The sequence below is a fragment of the Micromonospora sp. NPDC018662 genome, assembly GCF_044391475.1.
Taxonomy (GTDB): Bacteria; Actinomycetota; Actinomycetes; order Mycobacteriales; family Micromonosporaceae; genus Micromonospora.
In genome coordinates this window covers 199,777-223,698 of record NZ_JBISAC010000004.1, presented here as the reverse complement: position 1 = coordinate 223,698, position 23,922 = coordinate 199,777, and the positions used below count along the sequence as shown (strand labels likewise).

The following is a 23,922-nucleotide window of genomic DNA, read 5'->3' as shown; positions in this document are numbered from 1 at the left end:
ATCACATTTCTTACCGGCCTCGGGTAACTGGCCGAACGTGCATCACCCGTAACCGAAAGCATCGACCGGCGGCACGATTCGGGGATCGGCGCACAAAGATCGTCGGTGACATGATGGGCGAGGTTCCCCATCGAGGAATCCTGATCTTTTCCATCACCCGGCCGGCCGGACGGTCCGGCGCGGCGATCGCCCGCGCCCGGACCCGACAGACGCGGTGGCCGGCGGCGACGAAGGCGGAGGGCGATGACCGACGTCCTGCGGACCCGACGACCGGCGCCCGCCCCATCGGCGCGGCACGACTCCGACCGCCCCGCGCCGGCCACCGCCGCGCAGCGCCAGATGTGGCAGTTGGACCGCCTCGACCCGGGCTCGGCCGGCTACCTGGTGCCGCTGGCCTACCGGCTGCACGGCCCGCTCGACGTGGCGGCGCTCTCCGCCGCGCTGGACGAGCTGGTGGCCCGGCACGCCGCGCTGCGCACCACGCTCGCCCCCGAGCCGCCCCACGGCGGCGACCACCCCGCGCCGGGCCCCGGCTACCCGGAGCCGGACGGCGACGGCGCGGACACCCATCTCGTCCAGGTGGTCCACGACCCCTGCCCGGGGCTGCTGCGGGTGCACGACCTCAGCGGACTGCCCCGCTGGCAACGGGACCGGGAGGTGGACGCCCGGCTGCGCGCCGCCGCCCGGGAACCGCTCGACCCGGCACGCGGGCCGGTCCTCCGGGCCGACCTGGTGCGGTGTGCACCGGAGGAGCACGTGCTCCTGCTGACGTTCCACCACGTCGCCGTCGACGAGTGGTCACTGGGCCTGCTGCACGAGGAGTGGGAACGGCTCTACGCGGCGTACCGCGCCGGGCGGCCGGCCGCGCTCGACCCGGTCGAGGGCGACTGCCGCGACCACGCGCGACGGCAGCGGGAATGGCTCGCCGGCGCGGAGGCGTCCGCCCAGCTCGACTACTGGCGGGAGCAGCTCGCGGGCGCGCCCGCCGCGCTGGACCTGCCCACCCGCGGGCCCCGCCCGGCGGTGCCGTCCGGCGCCGGCGCCACGCTGGCGGTGCCGCTGGACGTACCCGCCGAGGAGCTTGCGGCGTTCTGCCGGCAGGCGCGGGTGTCGCCGTACATGGTGCTGCTGGCGGTGCTGCACGTGCTGCTGGCCCGGTGGACCGGCGAGCGGGACGTCGTGGTCGGCACGCCGGTGGCCGGCCGGCGCGGCCCGGAGACGCGACAGCTCGTCGGCCTGCTGCTCAACACCGTGGCGATCCGGGCCCGGCTGGACGACGACCCGTCCTTCAGCACGCTGCTGGAACGGGTACGCGTGGCCGTCCTCGACGCCCTGAGCCGGGAGGAGCTCCCCTTCTCGACCGTGCTGGAGACGCTGCGCCCGGCCCGCCGGACCGGCTACAGCCCCCTGTTCCAGGTGATGTTCGTGTACGGCCGGGAGACCACCCCGCCCCGCCTGGACGGCCTCGAGGTGAGCACCGTCGAGGTGCCGGTCGACACCGCCAAGTTCGACCTCACGGTGGCCGTTCGGGAGAACGACCGAGGTCTGCGGACCGTGCTGGAGTACCGCACCGACCTGTTCGACGCCGACCTGATGGCCCGCCTCGCCGGCCACTTCCAGACGCTGCTGGCGGCCCTGCTGGCCGACCCGGACGCGCCGGTCGGCTCGGCCGCGATGCTGACCGCCGCCGAGCACCGGCGGCTGGTCGGCGAGTGGAACCGGACCGCCACGCCGGTCGAGCCGGACGAGCTGGTCCACGCGTTGATCGAGGAGCAGTCCCGGCGTACCCCCGACGGGGTGGCGGTGACCGACGGCGACGCCGCGCTGAGCTACCGGGAACTGCACGCGCGGGCCGAGGCGCTGGCGGAGACGCTGCGGGCGCGGGGCGTCGGCGTCGGTGGCCTGGTCGGCGTGCTGCTGCCCCGCGCGGTCGGATTCACCGTGGCGGTGCTGGCGGTGCTACGGGCCGGCGCGGCCTACGTGCCGATGGACCCGGCGAACCCGCCCGCCCGGCTGCGCCACCTGATCGAGGACACCGCCGCGCCGGTGGTGCTCACCTGCGCCGAGCTGGCGCACCTGGTGCCCGGCGACGCGGCGGTGCTGGTGCCGGACGCCCCGGTGCCCGCAAGCGCGACGGCGCGCGGCGGCGGCCCCCGACGACGGCCGCGTCGCCGACCGGCGCCCACCCTGGACGACCTGGCGTACGTCATCCACACCTCCGGCTCGACCGGCCGGCCGAAGGGCGTGATGGTCACCCACCGGGGGGTGGCGAACTACGTGCGCTGGGCCGGCCAGGCATACCGGCTGCGCCCCGGTGACGTGGTCCCGCTGCACTCCTCGGTCGGGTTCGACCTGACCGTGACCAGCCTGCTGGTGCCGCTGGCCGTCGGCGCCACGGTCCGGATGATCGGCGAGCACCTCGGCCCGGCCGCGCTCGGCGAGGCGCTGCGCGACACCACCACGCCGTTCGGGCTGGTCAAGATCACCCCGGCCCAGTTGGAGCTGGTCACCCACCAGCTCCGCCCGGACGAACTGGCCGGCCGCACCCGATGCTTCGTCATCGGCGGCGAGAACCTGCGCGCCGACCAGATCGCGCCGTGGCGGACGCACGCGCCGGAGACCGCACTGGTCAACGAGTACGGACCGACCGAGACCGTGGTGGGCTGCGCCGCGTACGAGGTGGACCCGGACACCCCGGCCGACGGCTCGGTGCCGATCGGCCGGCCGATCGCGAACACCGCGCTCCACCTGCTCGACGGCTGGGGCAACCCGGTGCCGGTGGGCGTGGTCGGCGAGCTGTACGTCGGCGGCGCCGGGGTGGCCCGCGGCTACCTGGGGCAGCCGGACCGCACCACCGAGCGGTTCCTGCCCGACCCGTTCTCCGGGGTGCCCGGCGCGCGCCTCTACCGCACCGGCGACCTGGCCCGCCGCCGCCCGGACGGCGTCCTGGACTACCTGGGCCGCACCGACCGGCAGGTCAAGGTGCGCGGCTACCGGGTGGAGTGCGGCGAGATCGAGGCGGCGATCCGACGGCACCGGCCGGCGGCCGACGTGACAGTCCAGCTACGCCACGACGACCCGACCGACCCGCGGCTGGTCGCGTACCTGGCCGGCGACGAGGAGGCGGACCCGGCGGAGCTGCGCGCCGCGCTCGCCGCCGAACTGCCGTCCTGGCTGGTGCCCGCCGCGTTCGTGCGGCTGGACGCGCTGCCACTGACCGGCAACGGCAAGGTGGACGCCGAGGCGCTGCCCGCGCCCGACCCGGCCGCCCGCCGCACCACCGCGCCGGCCGACCCCGGTCCCGCCGCGCCGGCCGTCCCGACGACGGCGGGGACGCCGGGCCGGTGGGACGCCGACCGGGTACGCCTGGAACGCCTGGTCGCCGAGGTGTGGCGCGAGGTGCTCGGCGTGGACCAGGTCGGCACCCGGGACAGCTTCTTCGACCTGGGCGGCCACTCGATGCGGCTGCTGGCCGTGCTGGACCGGCTGCGCGCCCGGCTCGGTGACGTGCTGACCGCCACCGACCTGTTCCGCCACCCCACCGTGGAGTCGCTGGCCGCGTACCTGGTCACGGTCACCACGACCGGCGCGGCGCCGCAGCCCACGCGCGAGGCCCCGCCGGTGCGCGACGCGACCGCGTCCGCCGGCCCGGCGGACGGTCCGATCGCGGTGGTGGGCATGGCCGGCCGGTTCCCGGGCGCCCGGACCGTCGACGAGTTCTGGGCGAACATCCGCGACGGGGTGGAGTCGGTCCAGGAGTTCACCGTCGAGGAGATGCTCGCCGACGGCGCGGACCCGGCCCGCATCGACGACCCGGCGTACGTCCGGGCCGGCACGTTCCTGCCCGGCATCGACGAGTTCGACGCGGCGTTCTTCGGCGTCACGCCACGGGAGGCGGAGACGCTGGACCCGCAGCACCGGCTGCTGCTGGAGTGCGCCTGGCACGCGCTGGAGCACGCCGGCCACGACCCGTCCCGCCACCCCGGCCGGGTCGGCCTGTTCGCCGGCTCCGGCCGCAGCTCCTACCTGCTCGACCACCTCAGCGGCCACCCCGAGCTGACCGCCGGGCTCAGCGAGCACCAACTCTCCCTCGGCAACGACAAGGACTTCCTGCTCAGCCGCGTCGCCTACCAGCTCGACCTGACCGGGCCGGCGGTCACCGTGGCCACCGCCTGCTCGACGTCGCTGGTGGCCGTGCACCTGGGCCGGCAGAGCCTGCTGACCGGGGAGTCCGACGTGGTGCTGGCCGGCGGCGTGAGCGTCTTCCCCGCCCAGCGGCGCGGCTACCTCTGGCACGACGGCGGCATCTACTCCCCCGACGGGCACTGCCGCCCGTTCAGCGCCGACGCGCGCGGCAGCATCGAGTCCAGCGGCGTGGGCGTGGTGGTGCTCAAGCGGCTGGCCGACGCCGTCGCCGCCGGCGACACGGTCTACGCGGTGATCCGCGGCTCGGCGATCAACAACGACGGGGCCCGCCGCACCGGCTACACCGCGCCGGGCGTCGCCGGGCAGGTCGAGGTGATCAGCCGGGCGCTGGCCGACGCCGGCGTGCACCCCCGCTCGGTGGGCTACGTGGAGGCGCACGGCACCGGCACCAGCCTCGGCGACCCGATCGAGGTGGCCGCGCTGACCGAGGCGTTCCGGCGCGGCACCGACCAGCGCGGCTTCTGCGCGCTCGGCTCGGTCAAGGCCAACATCGGGCACACCGACGCGGCGGCCGGGGTGGCCGGTCTGATCAAGACCGTGCTGGCGCTGTGGACGCGGACGCTGCCGCCGGCCGTCAACGTGGACCGGCCGCACCCGGCGATCGACGTCGAGACCGGCCCGTTCCGCCTCGAGCGCGCCGCCCGACCGTGGACCGCCGACGGGCCGCGCCGGGCCGGGGTCAGCTCGTTCGGCATGGGCGGCACGAACGCGCACGTGGTGCTGGAGGAGCCGCCGGCGCCGCCCCGCCCGGCGACCCCGCCCGCGCCGGGGCCGCGCCTGCTGGCGCTGTCCGCGCGTACCCCGGCCGCGTTGGCGGCCGCCACCCGGCAGCTCCGCGACCACCTCGACGCCCACCCTCAGGTGGCGCTCGCGGACGTCGCGACGGCGCTGGGCCGCCGGGCGTCGCTGACCCACCGCCGGTACGTGGTGGCGGCGGACCGGGCCGACGCGGTGTCCGCCCTGGACGCGCCAGCCCGCCGGTTCACCGGCACCCATTCGGGCGGCCGCCGGACGCTGGCGTTCGCGTTCCCCGGGCACGGCGCGCAGCACGTGGCGATGGGCGCGGGGCTCTACCGGGCCGAGCCGACCTACCGGGCCGTGGTGGACGCGTGCGTCGACCTGCTCGGCGACGACCTCGGCCGGGACCTGCGCGCCGTGCTCGTCCCGGCGTCGGGCGGGCACGCGGCGGCCGAGGAGCTGCTCGCCCGCCCCGCGCTGGTGCAGCCCGCGCTGTTCGTCACGGAGTACGCGCTGGCCCGCACGCTGCTGGCCCGGGGCGTCACCGCGGACCTGATGGTCGGCCACAGCCTCGGCGAGTACGTGGCCGCCTGCCTGGCCGGCGTCTTCCCGCTCGCCGACGCGCTGCGCCTGGTGCGGGTGCGTGGCGAGCTGGTGGCGCGTACGCCGGCCGGGGCGATGCTCGCGGTGGGCCGGCCCGAGGCGACGGTGACCGGGCTGCTCGACGAGGGACTCTCGCTGGCCGCGGTGAACGGCCCGGAGCTGTGCGTGGTCTCCGGCGACCCGGCGGCGGTCGGGCGGCTGCGCGAGCGGCTGACCGCGGACGGCGTGGACTGCCGCCCGCTGCGGGTGACGCGCGGCTACCACTCGGCGCTGCTCGACCCGGTGCTGGACGAGTTCGCCGCGCACGCCGCCCGGGTCGCGTACGCCGAACCGGAGCGCCCCTACCTCAGCAACCTGACCGGTGGGCCGGTCACCCCCGGGCTGGTCACCGACCCGGCGTACTGGGTGCGGCACCTGCGCGAGCCGGTCCGGTTCGCCGAGTCGGCCGCGTTCCTCGCCGAGCAGGAAGCGGCAGTGGTCGAGGTGGGCCCCGGGCACGCGCTCACCGGCCTGGCCCGGCTGGCCGGGTTGCCGCCGGCCCGGGCGGTCGCGGCGATGCGGCACCCCCGCGCCGAGACCGACGACGTGGACACGCTGCTCGACGCGGTGGGACGGCTGTGGCTGGCCGGCGTGCCGGTCGACCTGGACCGCTTCCACGGCGACGGCGACCGCCGGCTGCCGCTGCCCGGCTACCCCTTCGAGCGGCACCGCCACTGGATCGCGCCCGCGTCCCGTACCCCCGGGCCCCGTACCCCCGGGGCCGCTTTCTCGGAAAGAGTGGCTATTCCGAGGGAAATGGCCACTCTTTCCGTGAATCAGCGCGCGGAGGAGGAGGAGGAGGAGGAGGAGGGGGAGGAGGGGGCGGGGGGTAATCGGCCGGGGTTGGGCACCTCGTACGTGGCGCCGGTGGGGGCGGTGCAGGAGGCGGTGGCGGAGGTCTGGAGCGACCTGCTCGGCATCGCGCCGATCGGCGCGATCGACGACTTCTTCGAGCTGGGCGGGCACTCGCTGCTCGCCACCCAGGTGGTGGTGCGGCTGCGCGCCCGCCTCGGCGTGGCGGTGCCGCTGGAGACCCTCTTCGCCCGGCCGACCGTCGCGGCGCTCGCCGCGGCACTGCCGGCGACCGTGGCCGCCGCGCCGGCGACGCCGCCGGTGGCCGACCCGGTCGACGCCGCGACCCCCGCCGTCGACGAGCCGGCCGCCGTCAACGAGCCGGCCGACGAGCCGGCCGACGCCGGGGAGCGCATTCCCCGGGCCGAGCCGGACGCCGGCCCGGCGCCGCTCTCCTCCGGCCAGCACCGGCTGTGGTTCCTGGACCAGGCGTACGCGCAGAACGCCTACACGGTCGGCACCACGCTGCTGCTCGATGGCGCGCTCGACCCGGACGCGTTGCGGACCGCGCTGGCCGGGCTGGTGCGCCGGCACGAGGCGCTGCGGACCGTGTTCCCGCTCGGGCCGGACGGTGACCCGGTGCAGCGGGTGCTCCCGGCCGGGCCGGTGGACCTGCCGGTCCTGACCGCGCCGGCGGACCCGGACGGGGCCGCGCCGAACCCGGCGGTGCCGGTGAGCATCGTCGAGCCGGCGGTGGCCGCGGCGGTGCCGGGATGGGTGCACGCCGCCCTCGCCGCCGACGTACGCCGCCCGTTCGACCTGGCCGCCGGGCCGCTGTTCCGGGCCGTGCTGCTGCGCGTCGCCGACGACCGGCACGTGCTGTCGCTGACCATGCACCACGCCGTCTCCGACGGCTGGTCGCTCGGCGTGGTGGCCCGCGAGGTGGCCACCCGCTACGCCGCCGCCCGCGCCGGAGGCGACGACCCGCTGCCCGAGTTGGCCGTCCAGTACGGCGACTACGCGCGCTGGCAGCGCGGCCGGCTGGCCGACCCGGACCACCCGGACCTGCGGTACTGGCGGCAGCAGCTCGCCGGCGCGGCCACCGTGCTGGACCTGCCCACCGACCGGCCGCGCCCGCCGGTGCAGACGTTCGACGGCGCGGTCCGCACGCTGGTCCTGCCCCGGCCGACCGCCGACGCGCTGCGCCGGTTCAGCCAGCGGCACGGCGTCACGCTGGCGATGACGTTGCTGGCCGCGTGGCAGACGCTGCTCTGGCGCTGGACCGGCCAGCGCGACGTCTGCGTCGGCACGCCGGTGGCCGGCCGGGTCCGGGCCGAGCTGGAGCCGATGGTCGGCTTCTTCGTCAACATGCTGCCGATGCGGACCGTGCTCGACGGCGACTGGACGTTCGCCGAGCTGCTCGGGCAGGTCCGCCGCACCGCGCTGGGCGCGTACGACCACCAGGAGGTGCCGTTCGAGCGGCTGGTGGACCTGGTCGACGCGCCTCGCGACCTGAGCCGCAACCCGCTGTTCCAGGTGATGTTCAACCTGCTCAACGTGCCCGAGCAGCGGGACGTGGCGGCGGCCGGGGTGCGGATGACCCCGTTCGCGGTCGAGCCGGGCATCGCCCAGCAGGACCTGGCGCTGTACGCGTACGAGGTGGCCGAGGGGCTGCGGTTCCGGCTGGAGTACAACACCGCGCTGTTCGACCCGGCGACCGCCGAACGGATGGTCGGGCACCTGGAGACGCTGCTCGCCGCCGCGGTCGCCGACCCGGGCACCCGGCTGGCGGCGCTGCCGCTGCTCACCGCCGCCGAGCGCGCCCGGTTCGCCGGGTGGAACGACACCGCCGCGCCGGCCGGCTGGGACACCCCGGCCGGCCGGGCGCCGACGCTCGTCGACCTGGTCGCGCACCAGGTGGCGGCGAACCCCGACCGGCCGGCCGTGACGTTCGGCGGGACCACGCTCGACTACGCCACGCTGGACGCCCGCGCCAACCGGCTCGCGCACCGGCTGCGCCGGGCCGGTGTCGGGCCGGACGTGCCGGTCGCGGTCTGCCTGCCCCGCTCGGCCGAGCTGCCGGTGGCGCTGCTCGGCGTGCTCAGGGCCGGCGGCGCGTACGTGCCGGTGGACCCGGAGTACCCGGTGGAGCGGCAGCGGTACGTGCTGACGCACAGCGGTGCGACGGTGCTGGTCACCGAGGCGGCCCTGGCCGACCGGCTGGACTTTGCCGGCACGGTGGTGACCGGTGCGGACGTGGCCGGGGAACCGGACACCGCCGTACCGTCGTCGGCCGGGCCGGAGCACCTGGCGTACCTGATCTACACGTCCGGCTCGACCGGCCGGCCCAAGGGCGTCCGGGTCACCCACCGCGCGGTGGTCAACACGCTGGCGGCGATGCGCGAGCGGCCCGGCCTGACCCGCGACGGCACCATGCTGGCGATGGCGAGCTTCGCGTTCGACATGTCGGTGCCGGAGCTGTTCCTGCCGCTGGTGGTCGGCGCGCGGATGCTGCTGGTGGACCGCGACGTCGCCTACGACGCGGGCCGGCTGGCCGGCCTGCTCGCCGCCGAGCGCGTCACGCTGGCCCAGGGCACGCCGACGACCTGGCGGCTGCTGATCGAGTCCGGGTGGACCGGCACGCCGGGGCTGACCGCGGTCTGCGGCGGCGAGGCGGTGCCCGCGCCGCTGGCCCGGCAACTGGCCGAGCGGGTGGACGCGCTGTGGAACCTGTACGGCCCGACCGAGGCCGCGGTCTGGGCCACCATGGACCGGATCACGCCGGACGAGACCCGGCCCACGATCGGCCGCCCGATCGGCAACATGCGGGTCCACGTGCTCGACCCGGGGCTGAACCCGGCCCCGGTCGGCGTGCCGGGCGAGATCTTCCTGGGCGGTCCGGGACTGGCCCGGGACTACCACGCCGATCCGGCGCTGACCGCCGCGCGCTTCGTGCCGGACCCGGACGGCGGCGGGCGGTTGTACCGCACCGGCGACCTGGGCCGCCGGCTGGCCGACGGCCGGATCGAGTTCCTCGGCCGGGGCGACTCGCAGGTGAAGGTGCGCGGGTTCCGGATCGAGCTGGGCGAGATCGAGGCGGTGCTGCGCCGGCACGACGCGGTGCGGGACGCCGCCGTGGTGGTGCGCGAGGACGCCGGCGAGAAGACAGTGGTGGCGTACCTGACGCTGACCGGCGGGCCCGAGCCGGACGCCGGGCGGGAGGTGACCGCCGACTTCGCCGCCGACCCGGCGCCGTGGCGGGCGTACGCGCGGACCTGGCTGCCGGACTACATGGTGCCGTCGGCGTTCGTGCCGCTGGACCGGATGCCGCTCAACGCCAACGGCAAGGTCGACCGGGCGGCGCTGCCCGCGCCGCGTCGCGACCGGGCCGCGGCGGGCGCCGGGGAGCCGGACACGCCGCTGCGGGCCGCGCTGGCCCGACGCTGGGCGGAGGTGCTCGGCTACGACCGGGTCGGCATCGACGACGACTTCTTCGACCTGGGCGGCGACTCGTTCCGGGCGATCAAGGCGCTGGCCGGCAGCGACCCGGCGATCAGCGTGCTCGACCTGTTCCGCCACCCGACCATCCGGGCGCTGACCGAGCACCTCGCCGCCACCGGCGGTTCGGCCGGCCGGCTGCTGCACGAGCTGACCCCGGCCCGGCCGGGCACGCCGACCACGCTGACGCTGCTCTGCGTGCCGTTCGGCGGCGGCAGCGCGATCACGTTCCAGCCGCTGGCGGACGCCCTGCCGGCCGGCGTGTCGCTGTACGCGCTGGAACGCCCCGGCCACGACCTGAACCGCCCGGACGAGCCGATGCTCGACCTGGACGAGCTGGTGGAGCGTTGCGTGGCCGAGGTGGTCGCGCAGATCACCGGCCCGGTGGCGGTGTACGGGCACTGCGTCGGCGGCGCCGAGGCGGTGGAGCTGGCCCGCCGGTTGGAGGCGGCCGGCGTCGAGGTGACCGGCGTGGCGATCGGCGCGCACTTCCCCGCGCCCCGGCTGCCCGGCCGGGTGTTCGGCTGGCTGCGCCGGTGGTTCCCGGTGGAGCGCTGGGCGTCGAAGCGGCGGACGCTGGAGTCGCTGCGCGCGATGGGCTTCTTCACCGAGGTCTTCGACGCGGCCGAGAAGGACTTCGTGATGCGGGTGGTCCTGGCGGACTCGGCCCGGGGCGAGGACTACTACACCGACGTCTACGCCGCCGGGCTGCCGGCGAAGCTGTCCGCGCCGCTGGTCTGCGTGGTGGGCGGCGGCGACCGGGCCACCGAGCTGTACCAGGAGCGCTACCTGGAGTGGGAGTTCTTCGCCGACCGGGTGTCGTTGGCGGTGATCGACGGCGCCGGGCACTACTTCGCCAAGCACCAGCCGGCCGAGCTGGCCGCGATCATCCTGGCGCACTGCGCCCCCACCGCCACGCCGCCGGCCACCGTCGCGCCGCCGGTGGCCGCCTCGGCGCCGACCGGGGCGGCGGTCCCCGTACCCGACCGGCCGGCGCGGCGCGCGGTGCCCAGCCTGGCGGTGTTCTACCTGGTCGCGATCGGTCAGCTCGTCTCGCTGATCGGCAGCGGGCTGACCGCGTTCGGCATGGGGCTCTGGGTCTACCAGCGCACCGGGTCGGTGTCGCTGTTCGCCACCGCCACCGTGCTGGCGCTGCTGCCGGCCGTGGTGCTCTCCCCGATCGCCGGCGCGCTGGCCGACCGGTGGGACCGCCGGCGGATCATGGTGCTCGCCGACTGCCTGGCCGCCACCGGCACGGTGAGCCTGGCGCTGCTGCTCTGGCTCGGCCAGCTCCACCTCTGGCACATCCTCACCGCGATCACCGTCACCGCCGTGGCCACCGCGTTCCAGCAACCCGCCTACCAGGCGGCGGTCACCCAGCTCGTGCCGAAGCGCTACTACGGGCGGGCCAACGGCATCGTCTCGCTCGGCACCGCCACCAGCACCGTGCTGGCCCCGCTGGTCGGCGGCGCGCTGGTGCTCGCCGTCGGACTGCGCGGCATCGTGGTGATCGACCTGGTGACGTTCGCGGTGGCGGTGACCGTCACGCTGTCGGTCCGCTTCCCGGACACGCTGTTCGTGCGGCGGGAGGAGCCGTTCCGGCGCGAGGTGCTGGGTGGCTGGCGGTTCATCGCCCGCCGGCACGGGCTGGTCGCCCTGGTCGTGCTGGTGGCGTCGCTGAACTACTTCTTCGCCATGGTGGAGGTGCTGGTCACCCCGCTCACGCTCTCCTTCGGCGACCCGGCGGTGCTCGGCCGGGTGCTGGCCGCCAGCGGCGTCGGCATGGTGGTCGGATCGGTGCTGATGGGCGTCTGGGGCGGCACCGCCCGGCGCACCACCGGCATCCTGGCCAGCGTCGTGCTGCTCGGCGTCTCGCTGCTCACCGTCGGGCTGCGGCCGGACCCGCTGTTCCCGGCGCTCGGCCTGTTCGGCATGGGCCTGGCCACCGCGCTGGTGAACACGCACTGGCTGGCCATCGTGCAGGCCAAGGTGGGCCTGGAGTTGCAGGGCCGGGTGCTGGCCATGGCGCAGATGCTGTCCTGGCTGATGGTGCCGGCCGGCTTCCTCAGCGCCGGTCCGCTCGCCGAGCACGTGCTCGCCCCGCTGGCCCGGCCGGGCGGCCCGCTCGCCGGGCTGGTCGGCACCGGGCCGGGGCGCGGGATGGCGCTGGCCGCGATCCTGGCCGGGCTCTGCGCGCTGGCGCTGGCCGCGGGTGGCATCGCGTACCGGCGGATCCGTCGGCTGGAGGACGAGCTGCCGGACAACGACCCGGGCCGCGTGGTGCTCGCGGACAAGGACCGTCTCCAGGAGGAGGCGGACCGTCGCCTCGCGGCGGCGATCTCAGGCGGTGCCCGGTGAGCGCGCCCGCCCGGCCGACCGGCCCGACCCGCCGCGCCGCCGCCCGGCGTACCGGGAGCGGCCCGGCCACTGTGGACTGCCTGCACCGGATGGTCGCCGCGCAGGCCGCCCGCACCCCGGACGCGGAGGCGGTCCGGCACGGCGACGCCACGCTCTCCTACCGCGACCTCGACGAGGCGGCGAACCGGCTGGCGCGGGTGCTGCTCGCCGCCGGTGTCGCGCGCGCCGACCGGGTCGGCGTCTGCCTTCCGCGTACGCCGGAACTGGTGGTCGCGCTGCTCGCCGTGCTCAAGGCCGGTGCCGCGTACGTGCCGCTGGACCCGGCGTACCCGGCGGCCCGGGTGGCGTTCATGGCCGCCGACTCGGGGGCCCGGCTGGTGCTGACCCGCGCCGACCTGGCCGGCCGGTTTCCCGGCCCGACCGTGCTGACCGACCGGCTCGACCCGGCCGGCGACGGCACCGACCCGGCGACGCCGGTGACGCCGGACGACCTGGCGTACGTCATCTACACGTCCGGCTCCACCGGGCGGCCCAAGGGCGTGGCGATCGAGCACCGCTCGGCGTCGGTGCTGCTGCACTGGGTCCGGGCGACGTTCGACGACACCGAACTCGGCGGCATGCTGGCGGCCACCTCGGTCTGCTTCGACCTGTCCGTGTTCGAGATCTTCGGGCCGCTGGCCTGGGGCGGGCGGGTGCTGCTGGTCGACGACGTGCTGGCGCTGGCCGCGCCCGGCGCGGACCGGCTGCCGGTCACGCTGGTCAACACCGTGCCGGCGGCGATGGGCGAGCTGCTCACCGCCGGGGCGCTGCCACCGGGCGTCCGCACGGTCTGCCTGGCCGGCGAGCCGCTCACCGCCGCGCTGGCCGCCCGGGTGTGGGCCCGCCCGCACGTGCGCCGGCTGTGCAACCTCTACGGCCCGTCCGAGGACACCACGTACTCGACCTGGGCCGAGGTGCCGCCGGACGGCGGGGACCCGCCGATCGGCCGGCCGCTGCCGGGCACCCGGGCGTACGTGCTCGACCCGGACGGGCGACCGGTGCCGCCCGGCGAGGCAGGTGAGCTGTACCTGGCCGGCGCCGGGCTGGCCCGCGGCTACCTGGACCGGCCGGCGGAGACGCGGGCCCGGTTCCGGCCGGACCCGTTCCGCCCCGGTGAGCGGATGTACCGCACCGGTGACCGGGTGCGGCTGCGCCCGGACGGGCAACTGGCCTACCTGGGCCGGCTGGACGACCAGGTGAAGCTGCGCGGCTACCGGATCGAGCTGGGCGAGGTGGCCGCCCGGCTCGCCGCCCTGCCCGGCGTCCGCGAGGCGACCGCCGCGGTCCGGCCCGGCCCGAGCGGGGACCCGCTGCTGGTCGGCTACCTGACCGGCGAGCGACGCGACGACGTGCGGGCCCGGCTGGCCGAGGTGCTGCCGGCGCCGCTGGTGCCGGCGGCCGTGGTCTGGCTGGACCGGCTGCCCACGCTGCCCAACGGCAAGGTCGACCGGTCCGCCCTGCCCGCGCCGACGTTCGGCGCCGCCGCCGACCCCGGCTCGCCCGCCGACCCCGGCTCGCTCGGCCCGACCGGCGACCTGGTCGCGGCGACCTGGCGGGAGCTGCTCGGCGTGCCGGTCACCGGCCCGGACGACGACTTCCTGACGCTCGGCGGCGACTCGCTGCTGGCGGTCCGCTGCGCCACCCGGCTGACCGCCAGCACCGGCCGGCGGGTCCACGCCGGCGACCTGTTCGCCCACCCGACCGTCGCCGCGCTGGCCGCGTGGATCGACGCCTCGTCCGCACCCGGACCCGGCCCGGACCCGACCGGCGTACCGGACGACGGCGGGCCGGCGCCGCTCTCCGCGGCGCAGCGGCGGTTCTGGTTCCTGCACCGGCTCGACCCGACCGACACGTCCTACCTGCTGGCGTTCGCGGTCCGGTTCGCCGCGCCGCTGGACCCGGCGCGGTTGACCCGGGCGCTGCACCGGGTGGTCGACCGGCACCCGGCGCTGCGCACCGTCCTGCCCGCCGGGCCGGACGGGCCGGTGCAGGTGGTACGCCCCGACGCCCGACCGGACCCGGTGGTCGCGCCGGCCGACCCGGGCGCCCCGCTCGACGCCCGGCTGGCCCGGCTCGCCGCCGAGATGACGCGTACCCCGATGGACCTGGCCGACGGGCCGCTGCTGCGCGCCTGCCTGCTGCCCGACGGCGACGGGCGCGCGGCGGCGCTGCTGCTGGTCGTGCACCACGCCGTCGCCGACGACTGGTCGTTCGGGGTGCTGGTCCGGGACCTCGCGGAAGCCTACGACGACCCGGACGCGCCCCCCGGCGAGCCGGCGCCCGGCCCGGCCGCGTTCGCCGCCGCGCAGCGCACCTGGCTGGCCGGCCCCGCCGGCCGACGCGCCACCGACGAGCTGCTGCGCGAGCTGCACGGCGCTCCCCACCTGCTGGAGGTAAGGCGGGGCCCCCGGTTAACGGATTCGGTAGAGGCGGGGCCCCCGGTTAACACTCGACGCGGGGCCGCGCTGCGGACCACTGTCGACCCCGCGACCGCCACGGCGGTGCGGGCACTGGCCCGCGCGCACCGGGCCAGCCTGCACATGGTCGGCCTGGCCGGGTTCGCCGCGCTGCTCGGCGCCGCCACCGGCCGGGACGACCTGCTGGTCGGCGTCGCCTTCGCCGGCCGTACCAGCGTCGCCGCCGAGCGCAGCGTCGGCTGCCACGTGAACACGCTGCCGCTGCGGCTGCGCCCGGCCCCCGACCGGACGTTCGCCGAGCTGCTCGCCGAGGCCCGGCGGGTCACGCTGTTCGCCGCCGCCCGTCAGGACGTCCCGTTCGACCTGCTGGTGGAGCGCCTCAACCCGGCCCGCCGGCCGGGCCGAAACCCGCTCGTCCAGGTCGCGTTCGGGGTGCAGAATGCGCCGCCGGCCCGGCACCGCAGCGTGGCCGGCGGCGGCGACTTCACCGGCGTCGAGCTGACCCCGGACGCGGCCCGCCTCGACCTGACGCTCTGGCTGGACGACCGGCGGGACGCGCTGGAGGCGCTCTGGACCTACCGCACCGACCTGTTCGACCACGACGGGATGACGACGTGGCACCGCCGCCTCACCGCGCTGCTGCGTACCGCCGCCGCCGACCCCCGGCGCAGTCTGGCCGACTGCGCCGACACCGCTGGGAGAGAGAGATGACCGATCAGATCCGGGTCGCGCGGCCCGTCCCCCGCCGCGGCCGGGAACGGAACCTGGTGGACGTACGACCGGACTGGCCGGGTGGCCCGCTGCCGGCGCTGGTGCAGGCCAACGTACCCGACGTCGACCTGGCCGGCTGGCTGGCCGGGCACCGCGACGAGGTGGACGGGCTGGCCCGGCACGCCGGCGCGGTGCTGTTCCGCGGCTTCGCGGTGGCCGGCGCGGACGACTTCCGCACCGTGATGGCGGCGCTCTCCGGCGACGTGCTGTCCTACGGCGAGCGGTCCTCGCCGCGCAGCCGCGTCACCGAGGGCGTCTACACCTCCACCGAGCACCCGGCCGACCAGCCGATCGTGTTGCACAACGAGCAGTCCTACACGGTCACCTGGCCGCTGCGCATCGTGTTCCACTGCGAGGTCGCCCCGGCCGCCGGTGGACGTACGCCGCTGGCGGACAGCCGTCGGGTGCTGGCCCGGCTGCGCCCGGAGACGGTAGCGGAGTTCGAGGAGCGCGGCGTGCTCTACCGGCGCAACTACCTGCCCGGCATCAGCCTGTCCTGGCAGACCGCGTTCCAGACCGACTCCCGCGCCGAGGTCGAGGCGTACTGCGCGCGGGCGTCGATCGACGTGGAGTGGGTGGGCGAGACGCAGTTGCGGACCCGGCAGGTGCGCCCGGCGGTCCGACGGCACCCGGTGACCGGGGAACCGACCTGGTTCAACCACGCGTTGTTCTTCCACGTCACCTCGCTGCCGACGGACGTGAGCGCCGGGCTGCGGTCGGCGCTGGCCGAGGAGGACCTGCCCTACCAGACCGCGTACGGGGACGGCACGCCCATCCCGGACGAGGTGCTGGCCGAGCTGCGCGCCGCGTACGCCGCGGAGACCCGCTCGTTCGACTGGCGCGAGGGCGACGTGCTGCTGGTGGAGAACATGCTGGCCGCGCACGCCCGGGAGCCGTTCACGCCGCCCCGGCGGATCCTCACCGCGATGGCCGACCCGGTCGCCGCGCCCGAGCTGACCTCCACCGGCGGTGCCGCATGAGCGCCCCGGGACCGCGTCGGCGCGCCGCCGGCAGCGCGGTCGCCGCTCCGGTGACCCGTCGTACGCTCGGCCCGGACGGGTTCGTGCTGCTGGTCGAGGCCGCCGTGCCCGACCTCGACCTGGCCGGCTGGCTGGCCGGGCGGCGGGCCGAGCTGCTGGCCGACCTGGACCGGCACGCGGCGGTGTTCTTCCGCGGCTTCGACGTGCGCAGCGCCGACGACTTCGGCCGGGCCGCCCGGGAGATCGGCCCGGAGCTGCTCGGCTACCTGGAACGGGCCGCGCCCCGGCACGAGGTGGCCGACAGGGTGTTCACCTCGACGGAGTTCAACGCCGCCCAGTGGATCCCGCTGCACCACGAGATGTCGTACTCGCACAACTGGCCGACGCACCTCTTCTTCCACTGCGCGCAGCCGGCCACCGGCGACGGCGGGGCGACCCCGCTGGCCGCCGAGCGGGTGATCACCCCGCTGATCCCGGCGGAGGTACGGGAGCGGTTCGGCCGCGACGGCGTGCGCTACGTGCGCAACTACGGCCCGCACCTGGACCTGCCGTGGCAGGAGGCGTTCCAGACCACCGACCGGGCGGAGGTGGAGGCGTACTGCGCCGCCTCGGCGACGGAGTTCACCTGGCTGGGCGCCGACGGGCTGCGGACCGTGGCGCGGCGGCAGGCGACGGCCACGCACCCGCGGACCGGGGAGACGGTGTGGTTCAACCACGCCCACCTGTTCCACGCGTCGAACATGCCGCCCGAGGTGGCGGCGGCGCTGAGACGCGAGTACGGCCCGGACGGGCTGCCGCGCAACGCGTACCACGGCGACGGTGAGCCGATCCCCGACGAGGTGGTCACCGGCATCCGTGAGCTGTACCGGCAGCACGCCCTCTCCGTGCCGTGGCGGCGCGGCGACGTGCTGGTGGTGGACAACTTCCTGGCCACCCACGGCCGGGAACCCTTCACCGGCGACCGGCAGATCCTGGTCGCCATGTCCGACCTCTACGTCAACCGGAGTGTGTGGTGAACGGATACCGTCTCTCCCCGGTCCAGCGACTGGCCTGGTCCGGCAAGCAGGATCTGGTGCGGGCCCGGGTCCGGCTCGACCGGCCGCTCGACCGGGGCCGGGTGCAGGCCGCCGTGGACGAGGTGGTGGCCCGGCACGAGGCGCTGCGGCTGACCCTGGTGCACCACCCGGGCCTGCGGGTGCCGTTGCAGGACGTGGACGACGACCGGACGGTCCCGGTCGGCGCGCAGGGCGAACTGTCGGTCACGCTCACCGACGACACGTTGGAGCTGGCCGCCACCCCGCTGATCGCCGACCCGGCCAGCCTGCGCCTGGTCCTCGCCGACCTGGCCCGCGCGTACGCCGGCGACCTCCCGGCGGTCGAGGAGGAGGCGTTGCAGTTCCTCGACGTCACCGAGTGGCAGGTGGAGGAGCGCGACCAGGCGTCGGCGCCCGCGCCGGGCGCGCCGGCCGCGCGGCTGGTCGAGCCGCACGGCGACGACCCGGGCGTGACGGTCACCGCCACGGTGCCCGCCGCCGAGCTGGCCGGGGCCGCCGAGCTGGCCGGCTGTGCCGCCGACACGGTGCTGCTGGCCGCGTGGGCGCTCGCGGTGGCCCGCCGGGCCGAGGCGCCGGACGGGGCCGAGGAGACGGATCTGGTGCTGGCCCGCTGGCACGACGGCCGGCACGCCGAGGGCACCGCCGGCGTGGTCGGCCCGCTGGGCGGCTACGGCCCGCTGCGGCTGGCGCTGCCGCTGCCGGCCGACCCGGCGGAGCTGCTGGCCGCCGTACGCGCCGCCGAGGTCACCGCCGACGAGACGTTCCACCTGGTCGACCCTGTCGACGAGGCCACCGGCGCGGTGGCCGGGTTCGCGGTCCAGCCGCCGGTCGCGCCGGCCACGCTCACCGCCCTGGGGGGTACGACCGCCGAGGTGCCGATCCCGCCGCCGCCCGCCGGGCCGCGACTCACCGTGCTTCCCGGCGACGACGAGGTCACGCTGTGGGTGACCGGCGGGCAGTGGCTGCTCGACTCGCTGGTGGCGGTGCTGCGCAGCCTGCCGGCCGCGCTGGCCGGGGACGCCCCGCTCGCCGTGCTCGGCGCCGGTGAGGCCGGCTGGCTGGTCGAGGCCGGTGGCACGGCGGGGGCCACGCCGACGCGTACCGTCGTCGACCTGCTCGACGCCGGTCTGGCCGGGATGGCCGCCGACGCTCCGGCGGTGGTCGCGGCCGACGGCGCGTACCCCGCCGGTGAGCTGGCCGCGCGGGCCGCGCGGGTGGCCGCGGCGCTGGCCGCGCGCGGCCTGGCCGGCCGGCCGGTGGGCGTGCTGGCCGCCCGCTCCCGGGAGACCGTGGTGGCGTTCCTCGGCGTGCTGCGGGCCGGCGCGGTGTTCGTGCCGCTCGACCCGGACGCCCCGGCGCCGCGTCTCGCCGCCCAGCTCCGCGCCGTCGGCGCGGACTGCGTGGTCGGCGACCGGGGCCCGGCGACCGTGTCGGTCGGCGAGCTGGTCGCCGCCGGCGGCCCACCGCCCGCGACGGCGCCGGCCCCGACCGACCCGGCGTACGTCATCTTCACCTCCGGCTCCACCGGCACGCCCCGGCCGGTCCGGGTGTCGCACGCCGCCGCCGCGCACCTGACCGGCGCGCTGGAGGCGATCGCATACGCGGACCACGCGCCGGGCCTGCGGGTGGCGGTCAACGCGCCGCTGACGTTCGACGCCTCGGTGAAGCAGCTCGTGCAGCTCGCCCACGGCCGCGCCCTGTGCCTGGTGCCGGACGACGTACGCCGGGACGGCGCGGCGCTCGCCGCCTGGCTGGCCGAGCAGCGGGTGGACGTGCTCGACCTGACCCCCTCCCAGCTCCGCATCCTGCTCGCCGGCGCGGGCGACACCCGGCTGCCCGGCCTGCTGCTGGTCGGCGGCGAGGCCGTACCCGAGGACCTGTGGCACGCGGTGGCGGCGCGGCCGGGCGTACGCGCGGTCAACCTGTACGGCCCGACCGAGTGCACGGTGGACACCACGGCGGCGGAGATCCGCGCCGGGGACCCGTCGACGATCGGCCGGCCGCTGCCCGGCGTGGCGGTGCGGGTACTGGACGAGCGGCTGCGCCCGGTGCCGCCGGGGGTGGCCGGGGAGCTGTGCGTGGCCGGCCCGCAGCTCGCCGACGGCTACCTCGGCGACCCGGCGGCGACCGCCCGCCGGTTCGTGGAGCTGCCGCTGCCGGACGGCGGTGTCGAGCGGGTCTACCGCACCGGCGACCGGGTGCGCTTCGACGCCGACCGGCGGCTGCGCTACCTGGGCCGCCTCGACGACCAGGTGAAGATCCACGGGTTCCGGGTGGAGCCGGGCGAGGTCGCCGCCGTGCTGCGGGGCCACCCGGAGGTGGCCGACGCCGCCGTGGTCGCCCGCGACGACGACGGGTACGGCGACCGGCTGGTCGCCTACGTCCGGCCGCGCGCCGGTGCCGCGCTGGACCTGGACCGGGTGGCCGGCATCAACCCGCACGAGACCCGCTACCTGTACGACGAGATCTTCACCCAGCGGGTCTACCTGCGGGACGGGATCGTGCTGCGCCCCGGCGCGACGGTGCTCGACGTGGGCGCCAACATCGGCATGTTCTCGCTCTTCGTGCACCAGGTCTGCCCGGACGCGACGATCCACGCGTTCGAGCCGGTGCCGGCCGTGGTCGACGCGCTGCGCCGCAACGTCGCCGAGTTCGGCGTGCCGGCCACCGTGCACGCGCACGGGCTGTCGCGGGCGGCCGGCGAGGTCTCGTTCACCTACTACCCGGGCTACTCGATGATGTCCGGGCACGCCGCGTACGCCGACCCGGACGCCGAGATCGGAGTGATCAAGCGGTACCTGGCCAACGAGCGCGACGCCGGAGCGGGTGAGCGGGACCTGCTGCTCGACCGCGCGGACGAGCTGCTCGCCGAGCGGTTCGCCGGTCGGGAGCTGACCGTGCCGGTCCGGCCGCTCTCGGCGGTGCTGGACGAGCTGGCGCCGGACCGGATCGACCTGTTGAAGATCGACGTGCAGCGCGCCGAGGCGGACGTGCTGGCCGGGCTGGACGACCGGCACTGGCCGCTTGTCGCGCAGGTCGCCATGGAGGTGCACGACGCGCCGGGCACGGCGACCGCCGGCCGGCTGGCCGAGCTGGTGGCGCTGCTGGAGGCGCGGGGCTTCACCGTGGTCACCCGGCAGGACGACCTGCTGACCGGCACCGACCGGCACACCCTGCACGCGGTCCGCCCCGACTACGCCGCCGCGCCTGGTGAGGTGATTGGCGGGGCCCCCGCCACAGCAGAATCCGATAACGCGGGCCCCCGCCTAACACTTCTGGAGTGGCTCGCGGAGCGGCTTCCGGCGCACCTGGTGCCGGCCGCGGTGGTGGTCCTCGACGAGCTGCCGTTGACCCGCAACGGCAAGCTGGACCGGGCCGCCCTGCCCGCGCCCCGGCTGGACCGGCCGGCCGGCGACCCGGCGGAGACGCCGGCCAACCGGGCCGAGGAGATCCTGGTCGAGGCGTGGCGCGAGGTGCTCGGGGTGGCGTCGTTCGGCGTCACGGACAGCTTCTTCGCGCTCGGCGGCGACTCCATCCGCAGCATCCAGATGCAGGTGGCGGCGCAGAAGCGCGGGCTGTCGTTCCAGCTCAACGACATCTTCACGCACCAGACGATCCGGGACCTCGTCACGCGCGGCCGGATCACGCTGGACGGTGTCGCGCCCGAGCCGGCCGCCCACGACGGCCGGTTCACGCTGGTCACCGCCGCCGATCGGGACCGGCTGCCGGACGGGCTGGCCGACGCGTACCCGATGACCGCGCTCCAGCTCGGCATGGTCTACCACGGTGAGCTGACCGGTGACCCGGCCGTCTACCACAACGTCACCGCGCACCGGGTCGCCGCGCCGCTGGACGTGGCGGCGCTGCGCCGCGCGCTGGCCGTGCTGGTGGACGCCCACCCGGTGCTGCGGACCGGCTTCGCGCTCGGCGCGTACGCGGAGCCGTTGCAGCTCGTGCACGCGCGGGTGCCGGTCGAGCTGCCGGTGACGGACCTGACCGGGGTGGACGCGCCGGCCCGGCAGGCCCGGGTCGACGCGCTGGTCGCCGAGGAGCGTCGCCGCCCGTTCGACTGGGCCCGGCCGCCGCTGCTGCGGGTGCACGCGGTCCGCACCGACGCCGACGGGTTCACGCTGCTGGTCGCCGAGCACCACAGCGTCCTGGACGGGTGGAGCCTGCACCTGTTCCTGGCCGACCTGCTCGACGCGTACGACCGGGAGCGGGCCGGCGCGCCGGCCGGGGTCGATCCCGGGCTGCCGTTCCGGGAGTACGTGGCCGCCGAGCGGGCGGCCCTGGCCGACCCGGCGACGCGCCGGTTCTGGTTGGACGGCGCGGGCGCCGCGTCGCCGCTGCTGGTCGGCGGTGCGCAACCACGGACCACCACCACCCAGCGGGTGCCGCTGCGCGCGGGCACCACCGAGCGGGTCACCGGTGCCGCCCGGGACGCCGGGGTGCCGGTGAAGTCCTGGCTGTTCGCCGTGCACCTGCGCCTGATCGGCGAGCTGGCCGGCCGGGACGACGTGGTCAGCGGCCTGGTGGTCGGCGGCCGGCCGGAGGGCGAGGGCAGCGCCGCCACGCTCGGGCTGTTCCTCAACACGCTGCCGGTCCGTCTCGCGCTGGGCACCCGGTCGGTGGCGGAGCTGGCCGCCGAGGCGTGGCGGGCCGAACGGGAGCTGATGGGACACCATCGCTTCCCGCTCGCCGAGATCGTCCGGGCCGGCGGCGCGGGCCCGCGGTTCGACCACTTCTTCAACTGGACGCACTTCCCGCCGCGGCCGGCGGGCACCGGCAGTCGCATCGTGGACAGCCGGGGCGTCACCGTGGACGTGGCGTTCAGCCTCGCCGTCGACGCCGAACTGGCCGACGGACGGCTCGGGCTGATGGTGCAGTACGACCACCGGCACGTCCCGGCCGACTGGGTGGACGCGTTGGCCGACGGCTTCCGCCGGCTGCTGGCGGCCGACCCGGACGCGCCGCTGCCACCGGTGGCCGGACGCGAGCCGGCGGCCGGACGGGGCGCGGTCACCGGGGACGTCCGGCAGGAGTGGGCGGACCGGGTGGCGGCGGCCTGGCAGGAGGTGCTCGGCACCGCGCCACGCGACCCGGCGACCGGCTTCCTGGCCGCCGGCGGCGACTCGCTGCGCGCGCTGCGGCTGGTCACGCTGCTGCGGCAACGCCACGGCAGCGACCTGACGTTGCCGGAGTTCACCGCGCTGGGCAGCTACCGGGCGCTGGTGGACCGGGTGGCGCGCGGATGACCGGGTTCGGCACCGCCGCGGTGCACGGCGACGACGGCCTGGTCCCCGGCGGGGCGGTCGCGCCACCGATCGTGCAGAGCGCCACGTTCAGCGCCGAGTCCGACGAGCGGTTCACCGAGATCGCCACCGAGGCGCGGGGCAGCGCGTTCTACACCCGCTACGGCAACCCGAACCACGCGCAGGTGGCCGCCGTGGTGGCCGAGCTGGAGGGCGCGGAGACCGGGCTGGTCACCGCGTCCGGGATGGGCGCGATCAGCACTGTCGCGTTGGCCCTGCTCGCCGCCGGCGACCACGTGGTGGTGCAACGCAGCACGTACGGCGGCACCACCTCGCTGGCCACCGGGCTGCTGCCCCGCTTCGGCGTCGCGTACACCCAGGTGGATCAGACCGACGCGGACGCGTTCACCCGGGCGCTACGACCGGAGACCCGGTTGGTGCTGGTGGAGACGCCGAGCAACCCGCTGCTGGAGCTGACCGACCTGGCCGCCGTGGTGGCGTCCGCGCACGCGGCCGGCGCGCTGGTGGTGGTGGACAACACGTTCGCCACGCCGGTCAACCAGCGTCCGCTGGCCGCTGGCGCGGACCTGGTCTGGCACAGCGGCACGAAGTTCCTCGGCGGACACTCCGACGTGTCCGCCGGGGTGGTGGCCGGCGGCGCGGAGCTAATCGAGCGGGTGTGGCGCACGGCGATCGTCACCGGCGCCACGCTCGGCCCGGTCGACGCCTGGCTGCTGCTGCGCGGCCTGCGGACGCTGCCGCTGCGGGTGGAGCGGCACAACGCCAACGCGCTCGCGCTGGCCGAGGCGTTGGCGGGTCACCCGGCGGTGGCCCGGGTCCGCTACCCGGGGCTGCCCTCGCATCCGCAGCACGCGCTGGCCCGCCGGCAGATGACCGGCTTCGGCGGGGTGCTCGGCGTCGAGCTGGCCGCCGGCCGGGCCGGCGCGGCGGCGCTGCTGGCCGGCCTGCGGCTGGCCAAGCGGGCGGCCAGCCTCGGCAGCGTCAGCACGCTGGTGGTGCACCCACGCTCGATGTGGGCCGGGATCGTGGACGCCGAGCAGCTCGCCGCCGCCGGGATCGGCGAGGGTCTGGTGCGCGTCTCCACCGGCATCGAGGACACCGCCGACCTGGTGGCCGACTTCCTGGCGGCGCTCGACGGGGCGTCGGCCTGACG

6 protein-coding genes are annotated in these 23,922 nt (G+C 76.6%); all 6 read left to right on the top strand.

Features of this window, described 5'->3' with window-relative positions; genetic code table 11:
- Window positions 1–243 precede the first annotated feature (243 nt).
- From ACH495_RS14580 to ACH495_RS14555, 6 genes are read left to right on the top strand one after another with little or no spacing between them, the layout of a single operon-like run.
- Entirely contained in the window at window positions 244–12,234 is an 11,991-nt protein-coding gene (locus ACH495_RS14580) for an amino acid adenylation domain-containing protein (protein WP_396858215.1), read from the top strand.
- Window positions 12,231–15,401 carry an amino acid adenylation domain-containing protein gene (locus ACH495_RS14575; protein ID WP_396858214.1) on the top strand — a complete coding sequence of 1,057 codons (3,171 nt, stop codon included), beginning with the start codon at window positions 12,231–12,233 and terminating at the stop codon, window positions 15,399–15,401. Before ACH495_RS14580 ends, ACH495_RS14575 begins: the two co-directional genes overlap by 4 nt.
- Window positions 15,398–16,441: a TauD/TfdA family dioxygenase gene (locus ACH495_RS14570; protein WP_396858213.1), complete on the top strand. Its 1,044-nt coding sequence runs from the start codon at window positions 15,398–15,400 to the stop codon at window positions 16,439–16,441. Before ACH495_RS14575 ends, ACH495_RS14570 begins: the two co-directional genes overlap by 4 nt.
- Entirely contained in the window at window positions 16,438–17,457 is a 1,020-nt protein-coding gene (locus ACH495_RS14565) for a TauD/TfdA family dioxygenase (protein WP_396858212.1), read from the top strand. The genes ACH495_RS14570 and ACH495_RS14565 overlap by 4 nt, the downstream gene beginning before the upstream one ends.
- Window positions 17,454–22,751: an amino acid adenylation domain-containing protein gene (locus tag ACH495_RS14560; RefSeq protein WP_396858211.1), complete on the top strand. Its 5,298-nt coding sequence runs from the start codon at window positions 17,454–17,456 to the stop codon at window positions 22,749–22,751. Before ACH495_RS14565 ends, ACH495_RS14560 begins: the two co-directional genes overlap by 4 nt.
- Window positions 22,748–23,920, top strand: a complete 1,173-nt coding sequence (locus ACH495_RS14555) for a trans-sulfuration enzyme family protein (RefSeq protein WP_396858210.1) — start codon at window positions 22,748–22,750, stop codon at window positions 23,918–23,920. Before ACH495_RS14560 ends, ACH495_RS14555 begins: the two co-directional genes overlap by 4 nt.
- Window positions 23,921–23,922 lie beyond the last annotated feature (2 nt).

Coding starts and splice junctions, on each gene's coding strand:
- ACH495_RS14555 (WP_396858210.1), top strand. CDS start 22,748: ATGACCGGGTTCGGCACCGCCGCGGTGCACGGCGACGACGGCCTGGTC.
- ACH495_RS14580 (WP_396858215.1), top strand. CDS start 244: ATGACCGACGTCCTGCGGACCCGACGACCGGCGCCCGCCCCATCGGCG.
- ACH495_RS14570 (WP_396858213.1), top strand. CDS start 15,398: ATGACCGATCAGATCCGGGTCGCGCGGCCCGTCCCCCGCCGCGGCCGG.
- ACH495_RS14565 (WP_396858212.1), top strand. CDS start 16,438: ATGAGCGCCCCGGGACCGCGTCGGCGCGCCGCCGGCAGCGCGGTCGCC.